This window comes from Pseudoalteromonas byunsanensis, assembly GCF_001854475.1.
Classification (GTDB): domain Bacteria; phylum Pseudomonadota; class Gammaproteobacteria; order Enterobacterales; family Alteromonadaceae; genus Pseudoalteromonas; species Pseudoalteromonas byunsanensis.
Genome location: NZ_MNAN01000026.1, coordinates 420,576 through 438,386, shown reverse-complemented (window position 1 = coordinate 438,386; position 17,811 = coordinate 420,576). Strand labels below are relative to the sequence as shown.

The 17,811-nt window shown below is 42.4% G+C and carries 16 protein-coding genes; 15 read left to right on the top strand and 1 reads right to left on the bottom strand.

Features of this window, described 5'->3' with window-relative positions:
- Positions 1-3 precede the first annotated feature (3 nt).
- The 14 genes from rpmF (at position 4) to BIW53_RS05465 (ending at position 14,838) form a co-directional block, all read left to right on the top strand.
- Positions 4-174 (top strand): 50S ribosomal protein L32, encoded by a 171-nt coding sequence (gene rpmF / locus BIW53_RS05530; protein WP_010374010.1) that lies wholly within the window; start codon positions 4-6, stop codon positions 172-174.
- Between the two features lie 11 nt (positions 175-185).
- The gene (gene plsX, locus BIW53_RS05525) at positions 186-1,238 is read left to right on the top strand and encodes a phosphate acyltransferase PlsX (protein ID WP_070990867.1); all 1,053 of its coding nucleotides are present in this window, start codon (positions 186-188) and stop codon (positions 1,236-1,238) included.
- A 55-nt stretch (positions 1,239-1,293) separates the two neighbouring features.
- On the top strand, positions 1,294-2,220 hold the full coding sequence (gene fabD, locus BIW53_RS05520; RefSeq protein ID WP_070990866.1) for an ACP S-malonyltransferase: 927 nt from the start codon (positions 1,294-1,296) through the stop codon (positions 2,218-2,220).
- Between the two features lie 18 nt (positions 2,221-2,238).
- Positions 2,239-2,985 carry a 3-oxoacyl-ACP reductase FabG gene (gene fabG, locus BIW53_RS05515; RefSeq protein ID WP_070990865.1) on the top strand — a complete coding sequence of 249 codons (747 nt, stop codon included), beginning with the start codon at positions 2,239-2,241 and terminating at the stop codon, positions 2,983-2,985.
- 218 nt (positions 2,986-3,203) lie between these two features.
- Positions 3,204-3,440 (top strand): acyl carrier protein, encoded by a 237-nt coding sequence (gene acpP, locus BIW53_RS05510; protein ID WP_070985135.1) that lies wholly within the window; start codon positions 3,204-3,206, stop codon positions 3,438-3,440.
- 82 nt (positions 3,441-3,522) lie between these two features.
- Entirely contained in the window at positions 3,523-4,761 is a 1,239-nt protein-coding gene (gene fabF / locus BIW53_RS05505; RefSeq protein WP_070990864.1) for a beta-ketoacyl-ACP synthase II, read from the top strand.
- A 58-nt stretch (positions 4,762-4,819) separates the two neighbouring features.
- Positions 4,820-5,605, top strand: coding sequence for an aminodeoxychorismate lyase (gene pabC, locus BIW53_RS05500; RefSeq protein WP_070990863.1), 786 nt, complete (start codon positions 4,820-4,822; stop codon positions 5,603-5,605).
- Positions 5,605-6,591: an endolytic transglycosylase MltG gene (gene mltG, locus BIW53_RS05495; protein WP_070990959.1), complete on the top strand. Its 987-nt coding sequence runs from the start codon at positions 5,605-5,607 to the stop codon at positions 6,589-6,591. The genes pabC and mltG overlap by 1 nt, the downstream gene beginning before the upstream one ends.
- Positions 6,581-7,210 carry a dTMP kinase gene (gene tmk / locus BIW53_RS05490; protein WP_070990862.1) on the top strand — a complete coding sequence of 210 codons (630 nt, stop codon included), beginning with the start codon at positions 6,581-6,583 and terminating at the stop codon, positions 7,208-7,210. Before mltG ends, tmk begins: the two co-directional genes overlap by 11 nt.
- The gene (holB, locus tag BIW53_RS05485) at positions 7,210-8,109 is read left to right on the top strand and encodes a DNA polymerase III subunit delta' (RefSeq protein ID WP_070990861.1); all 900 of its coding nucleotides are present in this window, start codon (positions 7,210-7,212) and stop codon (positions 8,107-8,109) included. The genes tmk and holB overlap by 1 nt, the downstream gene beginning before the upstream one ends.
- An 8-nt stretch (positions 8,110-8,117) precedes the next feature.
- Positions 8,118-8,444 (top strand): PilZ domain-containing protein, encoded by a 327-nt coding sequence (locus tag BIW53_RS05480; RefSeq protein WP_070990860.1) that lies wholly within the window; start codon positions 8,118-8,120, stop codon positions 8,442-8,444.
- Positions 8,445-8,452: 8 nt separating this feature from the next.
- Positions 8,453-9,244: a TatD family hydrolase gene (locus BIW53_RS05475; protein WP_070990859.1), complete on the top strand. Its 792-nt coding sequence runs from the start codon at positions 8,453-8,455 to the stop codon at positions 9,242-9,244.
- A complete protein-coding gene (locus BIW53_RS05470; protein ID WP_070990858.1) occupies positions 9,231-11,090 on the top strand; it encodes an alkaline phosphatase D family protein in 1,860 nt (619 codons plus the stop codon). The genes BIW53_RS05475 and BIW53_RS05470 overlap by 14 nt, the downstream gene beginning before the upstream one ends.
- A gap of 94 nt (positions 11,091-11,184) precedes the next feature.
- The gene (locus BIW53_RS05465; RefSeq protein WP_070990857.1) at positions 11,185-14,838 is read left to right on the top strand and encodes a sensor histidine kinase; all 3,654 of its coding nucleotides are present in this window, start codon (positions 11,185-11,187) and stop codon (positions 14,836-14,838) included.
- 4 nt (positions 14,839-14,842) lie between these two features.
- On the opposite strand, the gene BIW53_RS05460 is transcribed toward BIW53_RS05465, so the two are convergent.
- On the bottom strand, positions 14,843-15,916 hold the full coding sequence (locus tag BIW53_RS05460; RefSeq protein WP_070990856.1) for a DUF3083 family protein: 1,074 nt from the start codon (positions 15,914-15,916) through the stop codon (positions 14,843-14,845).
- A gap of 230 nt (positions 15,917-16,146) precedes the next feature.
- Here BIW53_RS05460 and glnS point away from each other — a divergent pair, with 230 nt between their 5' ends.
- A complete protein-coding gene (gene glnS, locus BIW53_RS05455; RefSeq protein WP_070990855.1) occupies positions 16,147-17,811 on the top strand; it encodes a glutamine--tRNA ligase in 1,665 nt (554 codons plus the stop codon).

Here is a 17,811-nt window from a genome sequence, read left to right as displayed (position 1 = left end):
CTAATGGCAGTACAAAAAAGCAAAAAGTCTCGCGCTCGTCGTGGCATGCGTCGTTCACACGATGCAATCAGTGGACCAGCTTTAACTGTAGATCAAGTTTCAGGTGAGACTCACCGTCGTCACCACGTGACTGCAGATGGTTACTACAAAGGCGTTAAAGTAATTTCTAAATAAGAGATTGCTTTATGCTGACTCATCTAACCATAGCGTTAGATATGATGGGGGGCGATTACGGCCCCCGTTCATCTATCCCTGCAGCAGTCAATGCTGTCAACAAGCATCCCAACTTAATGCTACTCCTTTGTGGTAACGAAGTCGTTATCCGAGATGGCTTATCGAAGTTAGATTCACTTAACCATCCTCGTCTGATCATAAAACATTGTCCTGAAGTTGTTACCAATGGCTGTGAACCCGCTTTAGCTTTACGGAATAAAAAAGCGTCTTCAATGCGTATTGCATTGGACCTAGTTAAAGGTGGCGAAGCGCAAGCTTGCGTAAGCTCAGGTAATACTGGTGCATTGTTCTTTATGGCGCATTATGTATTAAAAATGCTACCAGGTATTAAGCGGCCAGCCTTAATTTCTTCTGTACCCACTGAAAAGAAACAACCAGTTTATTTGCTCGATCTTGGAGCGAACGTTCATTGCGACGCAGAAACCCTATTTCAATTCGGCATTATGGGCTCCATTGTTGCGGGCCAAGCATTATCTATTGAACGTCCAAAAGTTTGCTTACTAAATATTGGTTCAGAAGACATCAAAGGTCATGAAGGCATTAAGCAAGCCGCCAAAATGATGAAAAGCACCGAACATATCAACTACCAAGGCTACTGTGAAGGCAGTGATATGTTCTCCGGCAAGGCTGATGTGATCGTATGTGAGGGGTTTGTTGGTAATGTTGCTTTAAAAACCTGCGAGGGAATTGCCAAACTTATTATGCATAAGTTTACAAAAGCGCTTAAAAAGCACGCTTTTTACCGGATATTAGCATTCGCTTTACGGCCAGTGATAAAAAAACTATATAAAAGGGTGAACCCCGACCAGTATAACGGCGCAAGTCTGGTAGGATTGCGGGGTATTGTAGTGAAAAGTCATGGAAATGCTACGAACAAAGCGTTCCTTGCTGCGATTGAGGAAGCTGCCAGAGAAGTAGAGCGCCGCATTCCAGAAAAAATTCAAGCAACTTTTGCACAGATAGCAGCAAAATCAGAACATCAGCCATCGTCATTCGGCAAATAGCAATGTTGTCGTAACCGAATTTACGTGGCGTAATTATTATCTAGAAGAGCACAATATGTCACAAAAAATTGCACTTTTGTTTCCAGGCCAAGGCTCACAAGCCGTTGGCATGTTGTCAGAATTATTAGAGTCCTCAGACATTGTAAAACACACGTTTGCTGAGGCGTCAGAGGCATTGGGTTATGACCTCGCTGCATTGGTGTCCAACGGTCCAGAAGAAGAGTTAAATCAAACTCACCGTACGCAACCTGCATTATTGACTGCAAGTGTGGCTATTTATCGCCACTGGTTGAGTGAAAACCAAGAGCAAGAAGTCGTGATGGCAGGTCACAGTTTAGGTGAGTATTCTGCTTTAGTTTGTGCTGGTGTGATGTCATTAGCTCAGGCGGTTAAATTAGTCGAGAACCGTGGCTTATATATGCAAGAGGCGGTTCCTGCTGGGGTTGGTTCAATGGCTGCGATTATTGGTTTAGACGATGCTGCAATTGAAGCTGCTTGTCGCAATGCAGCAGCTGAACAGATTGTGTCTCCAGTTAATTATAATTCTCCTGGTCAAGTAGTGATTGCAGGTCATAAGGAAGCTGTTGAGCGCGCTTCAGAAGCTTGTAAAGAGGCTGGAGCCAAAAGAGCGATGCCACTTGCTGTAAGCGTACCTTCTCACTGTGAATTGATGAAGCCAGCAGCACAAAAGCTAGCGTCGGATTTAGCAAACTTAAACTTTGCTGAAGCAAAATTTGACGTTATCAATAATGTGGATGTTACCGTAGCTGCAACGGAGCAAGAAATTAAAGATGCACTTATTCGCCAGTTGTACAGCCCTGTACGTTGGACTGAAACGGTACAATTACTTGCAAAACAAGGTATCACTCAGGCTTATGAATTTGGGCCAGGGAAAGTACTCACTGGGTTAGCAAAACGTATTGATAAATCAGTTGCGTGCAGTGCTGTTAATGACACTGCATCTATATCAGCAGCAAAATAATTAGAGAAGAAAAATACCATGAGTAAACTATTTTCATTAGAAGGTAAGGTCGTTTTAGTGACAGGTGCGAGCCGAGGTATAGGTAAAGCTGTCGCACAAGCATTGGTGGCGCAAGGCGCTAAGGTGGCAGGCACCGCAACAAGTGAGTCAGGGGCTGGTAAGATCAGTGACTATCTTGGCACGAACGGTAAAGGTTACGCGCTGAATGTGACCGATGCAGACTCGATAGCAGCTACTTTGGAAGCCATCAAAGCCGATTTAGGTGACATCGATGTACTCGTTAATAATGCGGGGATTACTCGTGACAACTTGTTGATGCGCATGAAAGATAGTGAGTGGGACGATATTATTGACACTAACCTGAGCTCTATCTATCGTTTGTCAAAAGCTGTATTACGTCCAATGATGAAAAAGAAATCTGGTCGTATCATTAATATTGGCTCAGTTGTGGGCACAATGGGGAATGCTGGGCAAGCCAACTATGCTGCAGCGAAAGCCGGCGTAATTGGTTTTTCTAAGTCTCTAGCGCGTGAAGTTGCCTCTCGCGGCATCACAGTTAACGTAATTGCACCAGGTTTTATCCAAACAGATATGACCAACGAGTTAACCGATGAACAAAAAGCAGCCACGCTTGCAAATGTGCCAGCTGGACGTTTGGGTCAGCCAGAAGAAATTGCAGCAGCGGTTTGTTATTTAGCGTCAGATGCAGCTGCGTATGTATCTGGCGAGACATTGCACGTAAATGGCGCGATGTACATGGTATAAAACAGGTACAGGTCACAATGGTTGTTTAATTTTTTGTGATCTTGCTGCAAACATACTTGAAATTGCTATTAAAATAAGCGATAAAAGTAGAAAATATTAGCTAAGAGGTTTGACCAGACAAAAAATTCTGAGCAAATCCTTGAATCACAGTATTATGCGCCGTAAACTACGCCGCAATCTGAAAATAACGCAAATGCGTTTTAATAAAGGAAAGAAGAATGAGCGATATTCAAGAACGCGTAAAAAAAATCATTATCGAGCAACTAGGTGTTAAAGAAGAAGAAGTTAAATCAGAAGCGTCTTTTGTTGACGATTTAGGTGCTGATTCTCTAGACACTGTTGAACTTGTTATGGCTCTTGAAGAAGAGTTCGATACTGAGATCCCTGACGAAGAAGCAGAGAAAATCACTACTGTTCAAGCAGCGATCGATTACGTTACTGCTCACGCTGAGTAATTAGCGAACACTTAGGGCAGCACTCGCTGCCCTTAGTTTTTTATTCCCCTCATAAAATAATAATCCCTTTTTGGAGGAAACCGTGGCTAAACGTCGAGTCGTAGTAACTGGCTTGGGTATGTTGACGCCGCTGGGTAACGATGTAACGTCAACCTGGCAGGGCTTATTAGATGGCCGTAGTGGCATCGAAAACATCACTCACTTTGACACATCATCTTTCGGAACCAAATTTGCGGGCCTGGTCAACGACTTTGATGCAACCCTGTATATGCCTAAAAAAGAAACCAAAAAAATGGATTTATTTATCCAGTATGGTATCGCGGCAGGGGTGCAAGCAATCCAAGACTCGGGTTTGGAAGTGACTGATGAAAATGCCCACCGCATCGGCGTAGCCGTTGGCTCTGGGATTGGTGGTTTAACATTAATTGAAGAAAACCACATTAAGCTGCTAAACAGTGGCCCTCGAAAATTATCGCCATTTTATGTGCCATCGACCATTATCAATATGATCTCTGGTCATCTTTCAATTATGCACAATTTGCGTGGCCCTAATATTTCTATCGTTACTGCGTGTACAACTGGTTTACATAACATTGGTCATGCTGCGCGTATGATAGCATACGGCGATGCTGATGCTATGGTCGCAGGTGGAGCCGAGAAAGCGTCAACACCAATTGGTATGGGCGGATTCTGTGCAGCCCGTGCCTTGTCATCTCGTAATGATGACCCCCAAGCGGCTTCTCGTCCTTGGGATAAAGACCGTGATGGTTTTGTATTGGCTGACGGTGCAGGTGTGATGGTGCTCGAAGAGTATGAACACGCAAAGGCTCGTGGCGCAAAAATCTACGCTGAACTGGTTGGGTTTGGTATGAGTGGCGACGCCTACCATATGACATCTCCACCAGAAGACGGTGCAGGTGCTGCGCTAGCAATGCAAAATGCTCTAAATGATGCGGGTGTTAATGCACAGCAAGTTGGCTATATTAATGCTCACGGCACATCGACACACGCAGGTGACAAAGCGGAAACTCAGGCTGTGAAATCTGTGTTTGGTGCTGCGGCACAACAAGTTATGGTGAGTTCATCTAAATCTATGATGGGACATCTGCTAGGTGCTGCAGGTTCAGTTGAGTCTATCATTACCGCACTATCGCTTGTGGATCAGCAAGTGGCGCCGACCATTAATTTGGATAATCCGGATGAAGGGTGCGACTTAGATTATGTGCCTCATACCGCACGTGATGCAAAGCTAGAGTATGCTTTATGTAACTCGTTTGGTTTTGGTGGAACCAATGGCTCACTGCTATTTAAAAAGGTATAATGCCGTCTAGGCATATAATAAAGAGCCTGGCGATGCCGGGCTTTTTTGTGGGTAGGATATGGTAATTACACAAGAAAAATCGGTATCCAGTTACGACCGTGGGCTATTATACGGTGATGGCTTTTTCACCACGGCTCATGTTCGCCATGGTGAAATTTTATTGTGGGGACTGCATTTGCAAAGACTACAGACCTGCCAGCAACGCCTAAATTTCCCTCAATTAGACTGGCAGAGCCTTGATGAGTATTGCAGTAAGCTATGTGTGAATATAGCCCAAGGTGTACTTAAGATTGTTATCACGCGTGGTGAAGGGGGAAGAGGATACTTACCACCGCACAATGCAAAGCCCAAGGTCATAGTTCAGACGTCACCGTACCCTGAACACTATCCTGCGCTAATCAATAGTGGCCTCCGCTTAGAGTATGCGCAAACCAGGCTGGGTCATCAGCCTTTGCTTGCTGGACTAAAAACACTTAATCGTTTAGAGCAAGTGCTTATCAAGCAAGAGGCACAGCAATATGACTGTGATGACGTATTGGTTGAAGACATCGCTGGCAATGTAATTGAAACGTCTGTCGGGAATTTGCTTTGTGTGAGAGATGGTAAAGTGTACACACCCATACTGCAAAATAGTGGTATTTTAGGAGTGTATTTACAGCACCTTGAACGTAATAACCATATTGAAAAGGTAGACCTCAGACGCGAAGATTTACAAACAATGGATGCGTTGTTCGTTTGTAATAGTCTGATGGGTTGTGTATTTGTGAGATCTCTAGATGAGCATCTATTTAATTTATCCCTTGCGCGCGCACTCAAGTCTCAATTAGAGTCTGGGGTATTATGATTAAAAAATTACTTTTGTTTTTCCTACTGATGTTGTTAGGAATATCAGCTTATGTTTATCACAGTGTTCAGACACTCAAAAGTGAGCCGCTCGCAATAACAAGCGAAATATACGAAGTCACTCAGGGAATGGGATTTAACCGCCTGTGCAAAGATTGGCAAGTTAAGAGGTATCTAGAGTCGTGCCTTAAATATCAGGTTTACGCTAAATTTGTACCAGAGCTATTTCACCTAAAAGCTGGCGTATATGAACTAAAAGGAATGACGGTTTTAGAGGCGATTGGCAAAATACATCGTGGTGAGCAAAAACAGTTTAGTTTTACAATCATAGCAGGTGATACGTTTCAAAATATCTTAAAAAAATTAAAGAACAGTCCATTTGTTGTATATCCAAACGATGAGCAAAAACTCATAGAAGAAATGAAATTGGATAGCGCGCCAGAGGGGTGGTTGTTACCTGAAACCTATCATTACGAAGCTTATACGAGCGCAAGCTCAGTGTTGAACCGAGCAAAAGAAAAAATGCAAGTAGTGTTGCAGCAAGCATGGCAACAGCGTATGGAAGCTTTGCCCTTAAAAGAGCCTTATCAGGTACTGATCCTCGCCTCTATCATTGAAAAAGAGACAGGGTATGCACCTGAAAGGGCTACCATCGCATCGGTGTTTATTAATCGCTTAAATCGTAATATGCGTTTGCAAACAGACCCCACGGTGATTTATGGTTTGGGAGATGCATTTGATGGAGACATAAAGCGTCGACATCTTAAAGAGCACACACCTTACAACACATATAGAATAAAAGGGCTGCCACCAACTCCAATTGCAATGCCCTCGGCAGAAGCTATTTATGCTGCAACGCAACCTGAGCAGACACCGTATTATTATTTTGTGTCAAAAGGTAACGGACAGCACCAATTTTCGAAAAGTTTACGCGAACATAATCAAGCGGTAAAAAAGTATATTTTAAAGAGTAATAATGACAGCTAAATTTATTGTAATAGAAGGCCTTGAAGGTGCCGGAAAGTCAACGGCAATGGCCATATGTCAACAATTCTTGCATCAGCATGAAGTTGATTTTGTGCAAACCCGAGAACCTGGGGGCACACCTTTAGCTGAGTCTTTGAGAGAGCTTATTAAACAGCAACATGTAGAAAAAGTAGCTGCAGAATCAGAACTCCTTATGATGTATGCGGCTCGCGCTCAATTGCTACATAATGTCATTCGCCCCGCATTAGAAAAGGGCCAATGGGTGCTAGCAGATAGACATGATATGTCTTCTCAGGCATATCAAGGGGGTGGCCGTGGCTTGCCAAAGAGCACTTTATCTTCTTTAGCAAATATAGTATTGAAGGGACTTAAACCTGATCTTACGCTGTATTTAGATATCCCACCAGAAGTCGGACTGGCAAGGGCGAAAGGTAGAGGGGAGTTGGATAGAATAGAACTAGAAGCATTGAGCTTTTTTGAACGCACAAGGACCCGTTATTTGCAACTAGCTGAAGAGGACGAACATTGTGTAACAATCAATGCGAATCAGAGTATCGAACGAGTTCATGCTGATATTATCCGTGCATTGGAGCAGTTTTTTATTCAGGTAAGCGGATAATGTACCAGTGGCATGAACCGCTTTGGCAGAACTTCAGACTAAGCCAACAGCAGGGGCGTTTTCATCATGCTCAGTTGCTCCATGGTCCATCTGGTGTCGGTAAGCAGCCTCTTGCCAAACAATTAGCTCAGGCGATACTCTGTGAGCAACATCAGCAGCTCATAGCGTGTGGTCGTTGCAAAAGTTGCGCGTTAATAGTGGCTCAGACTCATCCTGACTTGTTGTTCATCGCTGCACAAGGGCAAAGTATTTCTGTTGATGTGATTCGGGGTCTTGCTGATTTTGTGCATCACTCTGCTCAACAAGGTGGGCGCAAGGTCGCTGTGATTGTAAATGCCCATAAAATGACACATTCTGCAGCAAATGCTTTGCTCAAAACATTAGAAGAACCAAATGCAGGTCGATACTTATTGCTCACCAGTGATGATATCAGCCAGCTTTCAGCAACTATTTTGAGCCGTTGTAGTAAAGTGCAAGTATCAGTGAATGATACTCAATATGCACAAGATTGGTTGCGGGATGTGCTTCCTGGCGGAATAGCATTTCCTTGGTTAACACATTTCTTTCATCAGCCATTAAAGATAGAAGCGTGGTTCAATGAAGGTGTAGTTGAAAAAGTTGATGTGTTATACAGATTTGCATGTGATATCAAAGCAAGTCATAATTTCAATCAGGTACAGGGTATTTTAAATGAACACCCTGAATTGCTTGAAGTGTTTTGTGTGTTTATTCAACAAAGGCTTAAGGCAAAACTGTTAGAGGGACTTGCGTATCAAGCTTATAGTAAAGGACAGACGGCTTTGAATCAATTTATGGCTGATACGCGCCAGATATTGGGGTTAAATCAATCGCTGGGGCTCAGTAAGCTAATGAATACAATAAAAAATATCATTGAATAGGAAAACTCGTGCAAGAATTGCTCATAGACCTTCAAGACCTTGATGAGTTATACCGATGCTATATGGCAACATTAAAGCAGGGTGGACTTTTTGTTAAAAGCAACGCGCGTTTCGAGCTAGGCCAAAGCGTAGTTCTACGGGTTACTTTACCCGATGAACTCGAGGAGCATCAGATAACTGGTAAAGTCGTCTGGATTACTCCACAAGGCGCACAAAACTCTAATCCACCAGGTGCTGGAGTAAGTTTCGTTGATGATCCTGACCAAGTAAATGACCGAATAATTAAGCACTTGGGAACAGCGTTAAATTCTGATAAACCCACCTACACCATGTAAGAGTAGTTATGATTGTAGATTCACATTGCCATTTAGATAGACTAGATTTTGATAAGCTGGGCCAACAGTTGCCTGAGATCCTTGCAGCAGCTCGTGCCAAACAAGTAGAACACTTTTTATGCGTCAGCGTAACGTTGGATCAATTTCCAACTATGCTAGAGGCTATCTCAATGTACGATGATGTGTCGGCATCTTGTGGTGTTCATCCACTTGACCAGAAAGATGTATTAGATAAAGCAAGATTAAGTGCTTTGGCTACTCATCCTAAAGTGGTAGCTATCGGTGAAACAGGGTTAGATTATTATTACTCTAAAGATACACACAAGGTTCAGCAAGATAGTTTTGTCGGTCACATTGATGTCGCTAACGAATTAAATAAGCCTTTGATTATTCATACCCGTGATGCCAAAGCTGACACAATAAACTTAATGAAATCACATAATGCCCAAAACTGTGGTGGTGTGCTACATTGCTTTACCGAAGATTGGGAAATGGCTAAGCAAGCTTTAGATTTGGGCTTTTACATCTCAATATCTGGTATAGTCACATTTAAAAACGCCACTGAATTGAAAGATGTGGTCAGGAAAATTCCATTGGACAGGTTGTTGATTGAAACGGACTCTCCGTATCTGGCTCCGGTTCCGCATCGAGGGAAAACCAATCAACCAGCCTATGTACAGGATGTGGCGTATTATATTGCGGACCTAAAAGGGATCAGTTTCAACCAGTTGGCAGAAGCGACAACCGATAACTTCTATAACTTGTTTAGTTTGGCGACGCGCTCGGATGCAACACGATAAGTTACTACCCAACGTTTTGCTTGGCCCCATGCTTAGGCGAGCTGAGCAAGCGGCAGTTTGTTTGCAATTAGTAACTAGCAAACAATATGACGTAACTGTATTAGTTGAGGGCTATCAGTGCACTACCGAGCAAAAAACCTTAAAGCTTGGTGAGCACTGTTTTCTTAAAATACTCCTAGTTAAGCCAATGTCCGGGTTGTTTGAAGCTGACACGCCGTTGAGTTATCAGTTATTGCTAGATAATAATGTTTATTCGCTCGAAGACTTTAGCTATACATCAGGGACTTCGGCGCAGCTTGTGATACCTGTACAACTTGAACAAGTATTACATGGCTCTTGTCGCAACCCTCATCATCCTAGCCGAGATTCATTAGCCGCTGCGGACGACTTATTTGCGCGAAATATAAAAACAGGAAAGCCTACACCTGGGTTGCTTTTGATGTCCGGTGATCAAATTTATGCGGATGATGTCGCCGGTCCAATGTTGCTGGCTATCAATCAGTTGGTCGCAATATTGGGGCTATATAAAGAGGAAGCTCACATCGCTGAGCTGCCTGACGATATTCAGCAGCAGCTATATAACAGACAACATTTTTTACCGAAAACGCCATGGCAAGAGTGCTCTAAGTTTAGCTTTAGCTATTGGTTTAAACGGGGGGAGGCACATTTTACCAGTTTAAGCGCTGGTAATCACTTGGTGTACTTTCAGGAGTTTATTGCCTGTTATTTGCTCAATTTTAGCGCCACATGCTGGCAATTGATTGATAATGATCAACTTCAGTATCAGGGAACTAATACTAAATTCCAAAAATCGTTTGCTGCGCAGCTTGAAGCTATTTTGCACTTTGTTGAAGATTTACCAAAAGCGCAACGCTTATTTGCTAATGTCCCCACATTGATGATGTTCGATGATCATGATGTGACGGATGATTGGAACCTAACGGCACGATGGGAGCAGGCGATAGCGGCACATAACAGTAGTCGTAGGATAATTAACAGTGGTCTATTGAGCTATTGGCTGTTTCAAGGGTTGGGTAATGATGCCATGGAGCAAAGTGGTGGCTTATGTGCTGAATTTGAGCGAAGCCTGCATGCAGATACTTGGCATTTTAAAGCGATGGATAAAGCTCTTAATCGGTTCACCAACTGGCATTATTGTTTGAATACTGTGCCCAAGGTTGTGGTGCTAGATACTCGCACACATCGCTGGCGAAATGAGCATAACTTTAATGAGCCAAGTGGCTTGTTAGATTGGGAAATGCTTATGGAGCTCGAAGATACTTTACTTGATGAACGAGAAGTAATTTTGGTCTCACCCGCACCGGTATTTGGCGTAAAATCCATAGAAGCAATTCAATCTATTTTTAATTTCTGTGGTCAGCCGTTATTGGTCGATGTGGAAAACTGGATGGCGCATGAAGGTTCAGCACGTAAGCTGCTTGAAATATTCAGACGCGCAGATACCCCAAAAGAAACCATCATTCTTTCAGGTGACGTACATTACTCTTTTTGTTTCTCTGTACAAAGTCGTTTTGGTAAACACGACAATAGAATTTGGCAATTGACAGCATCAGGGATTAAAAACGAGTTCCCAAAGAAATTAATCAAGTGCTTGGATAGGCTAGACTCAATTCTCTACTCACCATGGAGCCCTCTGAATTATTTCACTAAACGCTGGCACATGGAGGTTAACAAGCATCCCTTGATGACTGAGTCAGCTAAGCAACCTTATCTTATTTCAGATAGCGCTATCAGTTTAATAACGCTTGAACAAGGCAAGCTCGCTCGTTATCAGCTGTTGCATAATGATGGCAGGGTAAGAGAGTTTACTTTAGAGGTAGATTAAGTACGACTGCTATGGGGGGCGGCAATTAAGTCCTACACTTCATAACTCATAACTTTTTGCTATATTTATAAAAAGCCCTCTCACTCGGTATCATATGCATTTCAGATGGTGTTTATGCTTCGCGCTGCTATTTAATGTCGCTCATGCGGTACCGCAATTTACGGATACAGCCCAGATCATGCGTCATTACGACTATAGTAGTGGGCTCAGCCAAGTCACGGTAACTGCACTTGCACAAGATCAATTCGGCTATATTTGGATAGGTACACAAGCGGGTCTAAACCGTTTTGATGGCCATGAATTTAAACAGTTTACGCCAAAGCAGCAAGACTCAGGTAGTCTTGCTGGCGGCTTTGTAACCGATTTGTGCATTAGCGCTGATAAGGTTTGGATCGGTACTCGCACAGGGCTCAGTGTTTATCACAGTGGTAAAGGCACATTTACTTCATTTTTGTCTGAACAACATGAAAATGTTCCATCAGACAGGGTTATTTCGCTCGACTGTAATGGTCCTAATGTTGTCGTTTCTTCTGAAGATGGGGTCGTTTATCAAATTAATCAGGGCACGTTAATACCGAGTAAAGTGTTATTGCCTGGGCGTTTTATTCGTAATGTCATTGAACGTCCAGATGGTTACTATTATCTCAGCGATCAAGGCTTAATGAAATTCTTAAAAGAGTCAGGCGAAGTGCAGTTATTGCTGGGTGGTGAATATGAAAAAATGAGTTTCTCGGCGCAACGCGTTGTACTGATCAGTAAAATGCAGCAATTGATCTACTTTGATACTTTGTACGAAAGGGTGTTGTGGTCCAGAAGCTTTACCAAGGACAATAGTGTGACTTTGCATAATGTTACCGTAAATGGTGATGAGGTGCTGGTATCTAGTAGTAACGGTTTGTATTTACTTGATAGGCAAGGGCAGCTCATAAACCATTGGTACAAACGGCCTCTGCAGGCTGGTGGGCTTATGGATAACAATGTCATTACCGTGATGCGGGACTTAAATCAGGACTTGTGGTTAGGAACGGAAACTCGAGGACTACATTTTTTTAGTAAACTTAGCGAGTCATTTGGCCATGTTAGCCAATTTAGCTATCCGCAAGCTCCTTTAGGAAGCCCTGACATTAGAAGTTTTGCTATAGATAGCCAGGATAGACTTTGGTTTGCCACTTCGAGTGGTTTGTACGCATTTGATGGAAAAGGGTTTCTTGCCGCTCATCAATTATACCCCGCGCTTGATTTGATAGAGAAAAGCTTTATTACACAAGTTACATTTATTGATGGGCAAATGTGGGTAACAACCAGAGGAAATGGCGTTATTAAGTTCGATGTAACCAGTGGTCATGTTGAACACCTGAAGCCTGACTTTGGTAATGGCCCGGAGCTCACCTTTAATAGTTTAATAAAACACAACGGCGAGATTTTGATTAGTTCACGTACGTCTGGTTTGCTCAAATATGTAGATCATAAAGATGCAATTGAGCCATATTTTTCACCGACTATTAAGGCTCCGAGTCATGTTTCTTCAATGAAGAGTATAGAAGGTGCACTGTGGTTTGGCTCTATCGGTAATGGCTTGTTCAGATACAACAATGGTCAACTAGATAATATCAACACTCAGGATGGCTTAGTGTCAGATCTGGTGTTTATGCTAGAGCGCGATCAGTACGGCAATGTCTGGGTTGCTAGTGAACTGGGACTATCGCTCGTTAATGCTGAATTTGAATTAGTTCGTACCATTGGACAAGAGAATGGATTAGCGAATAACGCAATATGGGCGATTGTTTATGATGGTTTTGACCACCTGTGGGTGGGCAGTAGTGGAGGGTTGAGCCAAATTCATACCGCTAATTTTGAAATACATAATTTTTCACCAATAGATGGTATTCAAGATAATGAATTCAATTATAACGCGGCGTGGTTAGCACCAGATGGACGTGTTTTTATTGGCGGAGCAAAAGGTTTCAATCAGTTTTACCCACAAAAAGTCGACATAGATAAAACTGAAAAACCACTTCTCATAAGTAATATTGAACTGCTGGGAAAAGCGTTACTGCCTAGCACAGAAGGGCATTTGAATACCTCAGCAGAGCTTGCTAAGGAGCTGAACCTTGCTCACGATGAAAATATCATTTCACTACAATACTCAAGTTTGGATTATGGCTCGGAACAGCAGCAGTTTTACTATCGGGTATTGGGCTTAAGTAACAAGTGGCTTAAGTTGGCCTCCGGCGTTCGACAAGTTAATTTGCTTCGCTTAGAGCCCTCAGACTATGTAGTCGAAGCGTATACGTTGAATCGCTTTAATATCCAATCTCCCAAGCATCGCTTTGTGATTAAGGTTCATGCACCTTGGTGGTGGAATAACTACTCAAAAGCCGCATATGGGCTGAGTATATTGCTGATTGTGCTTTTTATTGTTCAGGCTAGACAGCGTCGCTATCGCCAAGTCGTGCGGGCGAACAAAAAAATGCAAGACTTACAGCAGCGACTTGAACTGTCATTATGGGCCAGTGGAGACGAGTTATGGGACTGGCATTTAACTGATCACACGATTTATCGGCATAGTGTTTCTCCACGAGTTGATTATGGAGTCACACAAACTCGCATGACATTGGATGATTTGGGGCAGTTTGTACACCCAGAAGATCGTCCATACCTACAGGATAAAGTTGAATTGTGTATTCATGGAGAAGTACAAAGTTACGAGATAGCAATTCGCGTAAAAGACTTAGATGGTCACTGGGCATGGGTACTTGATAGAGGCAAGGTTGTAAAACGCGATAGTAATGGCAAGGCAATACGTATTGCAGGAGCGCTTAAAGACATCGCAGAATTGAAGCAGCATCAAAATGCACTGCAAGCTCTCAATGAACAATTAGAGATAAAAGTAGCAGTACGCACAGATGAGTTATATAAGAAAAATCAAAAGCTTGAACAGGCGATGTTGGAGCTCAAGCATACCCAGGATGAATTAATAGAAAGCGAGAAAATGGCGTCTTTGGGCAGTTTGGTTGCAGGAATTGCTCATGAAATAAATACCCCATTGGGTGTTGCGTTAACAGCCTTGACGTACAATGAAGAGAGCGCGCAAAAAATTGAGAAAAAGTTGCAAAACAAAACGCTTAGTCAAAAAGATCTGAGCAAGGCGTTGAGAGAACAGGCTGAAGGGTATCAATTAATATTTAGGAATTTAGATAGAGCACAAAATCTGATATGCAATTTTAAACAAGTGGCTGTGGATCAATCTAGTGAAATTTGTCGGCACATTAACTTAAAAACGTATATTCAGGATGTGTTGACATCTTTAGAACCGCTAATCAAAAAGAAAAATATTGAGATTAAAATAGCTGGCAAAGATGATGTTGAAATCAACACCTATGCAGGGGCTGTGTATCAGATTCTCACCAATTTGCTGAACAACTCGGTTATTCACGGGTTTGAAAAACGCCACAGTGGAGAGGTGAACATAGAGTTTTCGATAGATGAAAATTACTGGTACATGAATTATCAAGACAACGGGGAAGGCATGTCAAAAAGTATGCTTAAAACCGTATTTGATCCATTTGTGACAAGTAAACGTAGTCAAGGTGGTTGTGGTTTGGGTATGCATATAGTTTACAACTTGGTAACTCAGCTATTGAAAGGGGAGATCCGTTGCTTCTCGGAGCTAGAGCAAGGAATTAAGGTCAAAATAAAGGTGCCAATTATCGAGTTCGCAGAAACTGAAACTGGCACCAAGGGCTAGTCAATTAAAATTGATAACTAATGTGCTGAAAGAATCGTACATTTACATCTTGTTTAGCCGGGTTAATGTGTAATTTTGTGCTAAATGAGTGGATCACGCTTTCTACACTGTTCATAAAGCGACCATAGCCCATATCTTTTTTGTTGGATGCGTGTGCAACGATGACAAAATTCATGGTATCAACTAGTTTGTCGCCATCCCAAACTGAAGTAATTTGTACTTTGTCACTTTCTGTATCGAAGCTTAGTTTTTGTAGCTCACTATTTTCGCTAGTTTTCTCAATTTGACTGTTACGTACTAATGGTAGGCGACCGTCGGCGACGAACGCACATAATGACAGTTGTTTGTCAGCACATCCAGAGAAGAAAATATCCTCGATATGTTTGTAAAACTGACTATAATCCCCTGGGCGCAACAGATGTTGGTACTCAGTTTTTAGTGCACGAGTCACAGGTAGACTAAATGTAGCATAGGTCATTTCAGAGTGCTCATCGGGTAACGAGCAGTTTCTAGCCTGATATCTAGGGTATAAACTTCTTAATTTATAGCCATAGCTTTCTTTGACATCTTTAGCTTTGGCAAAAATGTCGTAAGTTAAGTGCTGGTGATCTCTAATTCTGAGCGCATTCTCACCAATGTTTTTTGAAGTTTCTAATAAGGCTTCTAGTGTGCGTTTGACTTTGCCATGGAAATGGGCCGCGTTGGCTCTAATGTCACTGCCAGTGGCCAAGAATAGCAGCGTAATTTTGCGTGCTTTTACGCCATCTTCCCAATAAGACTTATGGGCTTCATGATACTTAGGGTTATAAAAAAACAGCATCTGCTTTTGAGTTTGTAGGCAGTATGATTCTTCGTGAAAACGTACAACCGGTAACTTATCATTAGCAATTAAGTGAACGTTGTGAAGCTCATACTCATCGCAAAGCGCAAAAAGCTGGCGTGCTAAGCGTTCGTAACAACTTTGCAGATCATCAAAGCAATCATAAAATTCATCAGTTGGTTTGAACTCTGCGAGGATATACTGATTGTTTCGCGCGTTAGTTGGAATATAGACGCGATTAAGTGTCATTGAAGCCATTTATATTATCCTTGGATTACATCACTGTATGGGATCACTATACATACCTTTCATGACTTTTTTATTGCGATAGAACAAAAAGTGTCATGAAATTTTAAAGTTCGTGCTGAAATATTATGCTACCTAAAAATAATTATTCTGATCTAAAGCAGGATTTGCTGTAAGTTCACGGTGGATTTTGTAATAATGCCGAAGTTATTCAGTGCTAAATTTCAGAGGAATGCATGCCCATGGCGGAAATCGAAAATCGCCCAACGAATTTTATTAGAACAATTATTGATGCTGATTTGGCTAGTGGTAAGCATCAACAAACGCACACGCGTTTCCCGCCTGAGCCAAATGGGTTTTTACATATTGGCCATGCTAAATCAATATGCCTTAACTTTGGCATCGCACAAGATTATAAGGGTCTTTGTAACTTACGTTTTGATGATACCAACCCAGAAAAAGAAGACATCAATTACGTGAAGTCGATTCAGGAAGACGTTAGTTGGTTAGGCTTTAAGTGGGATGGTGATATCTGTTACTCATCTAACTATTTTGAACAGTTACATGGTTATGCTGTAGAACTGATTGAAAAAGGCTTAGCTTACGTTTGTTTTCTGTCACCAGATCAGGCGCGTGAATATCGTGGTACATTAACTGAGCCAGGTAAGAATAGCCCTTATCGTGATACGCCAGTTGAAGAAAACCTCGCATTATTTGAAAAGATGCGTAAAGGTGAATTCAAAGAAGGCGAGTGTGTACTGCGTGCAAAAATTGATATGGCCAGCTCATTTATGGTGTTGCGTGACCCTATCATCTACCGTATTCGCTTTGCTCATCATCATCAAACGGGTGATAAGTGGTGTATTTACCCCATGTACGACTTTACGCACTGTATTTCAGATGCGTTAGAGGGGATCACTCACTCATTATGTACGCTTGAATTCCAAGACAACCGTCGTTTGTACGACTGGGTATTGGACAATATTAGTATTGGCTGCCATCCACAGCAGATTGAGTTTTCTCGATTAAATCTTGAATACACAGTAATGTCAAAGCGCAAGCTTAACGACTTGGTTGTCAATGGCCACGTAGAGGGCTGGGATGACCCTCGTATGCCTACTATCGCTGGCTTACGTCGCCGTGGTTATACCCCTGCATCAATTCGTGAGTTCTGTAAACGTATCGGTATCACCAAGCAAGATAACATGGTTGAAATGGGCATGTTAGAAGCGTGTATCCGCGATGACTTAAACGAAAATGCGCCACGTGCGATGGCTGTATTAGACCCAATTAAAGTTGTTATCGAAAACTTTGAAGATGCGAAGGTGGAGCAACTTGTAGCGCCTAATCATCCGAGCGATGAGTCTATGGGAACCCGCGAGTTGCCTTTCACAAAAGAACTTTATATTGAACGCGAGGACTTCCGTGTTGAGGCGAATAAAAAGTTCAAGCGTTTGGTGCTAGGTAAAGAAGTGCGTTTGCGTAATGCTTATGTCATCAAAGCGGAGCGCTTTGATGAAGATGCGCAGGGTAACATTACCACTTTGTATTGTAGCTATGACGCTGACACTTTAGGGAAAAACCCAAGTGATGGACGTAAGGTTAAAGGGGTGATCCATTGGGTTTCAGCAACACATTGTGTTGAAGCACAGGTGCGTCAATATGATCGATTGTTTAGCGTACCAAACCCTGCAGCTGCGGAAGACTTTACGCAAACACTTAACCCGGAGTCATTGGTTATTATCAATCAAGCTAAGTTAGAACCATCTTTGGCTCAAGCAGTAGCTGAACAGGGTTTCCAATTTGAGCGGATGGGTTATTACTGCCGTGATAGCAAAGCGACTGAATTGGTATTCAACCAAACTGTGGGATTAAGGGATTCTTGGGCGAAAATTGAAAACGCCTAA

Bases quoted from the DNA above. Each gene is read 5' to 3' on its own strand.
- rpmF (WP_010374010.1), top strand. From the start codon at position 4: ATGGCAGTACAAAAAAGCAAAAAGTCTCGCGCTCGTCGTGGCATGCGT.
- plsX (WP_070990867.1), top strand. From the start codon at position 186: ATGCTGACTCATCTAACCATAGCGTTAGATATGATGGGGGGCGATTAC.
- fabD (WP_070990866.1), top strand. From the start codon at position 1,294: ATGTCACAAAAAATTGCACTTTTGTTTCCAGGCCAAGGCTCACAAGCC.
- fabG (WP_070990865.1), top strand. From the start codon at position 2,239: ATGAGTAAACTATTTTCATTAGAAGGTAAGGTCGTTTTAGTGACAGGT.
- acpP (WP_070985135.1), top strand. From the start codon at position 3,204: ATGAGCGATATTCAAGAACGCGTAAAAAAAATCATTATCGAGCAACTA.
- pabC (WP_070990863.1), top strand. From the start codon at position 4,820: ATGGTAATTACACAAGAAAAATCGGTATCCAGTTACGACCGTGGGCTA.
- tmk (WP_070990862.1), top strand. From the start codon at position 6,581: ATGACAGCTAAATTTATTGTAATAGAAGGCCTTGAAGGTGCCGGAAAG.
- holB (WP_070990861.1), top strand. From the start codon at position 7,210: ATGTACCAGTGGCATGAACCGCTTTGGCAGAACTTCAGACTAAGCCAA.
- BIW53_RS05475 (WP_070990859.1), top strand. From the start codon at position 8,453: ATGATTGTAGATTCACATTGCCATTTAGATAGACTAGATTTTGATAAG.
- BIW53_RS05470 (WP_070990858.1), top strand. From the start codon at position 9,231: ATGCAACACGATAAGTTACTACCCAACGTTTTGCTTGGCCCCATGCTT.
- BIW53_RS05465 (WP_070990857.1), top strand. From the start codon at position 11,185: ATGCATTTCAGATGGTGTTTATGCTTCGCGCTGCTATTTAATGTCGCT.
- BIW53_RS05460 (WP_070990856.1), bottom strand. From the start codon at position 15,916: ATGGCTTCAATGACACTTAATCGCGTCTATATTCCAACTAACGCGCGA.
- glnS (WP_070990855.1), top strand. From the start codon at position 16,147: ATGGCGGAAATCGAAAATCGCCCAACGAATTTTATTAGAACAATTATT.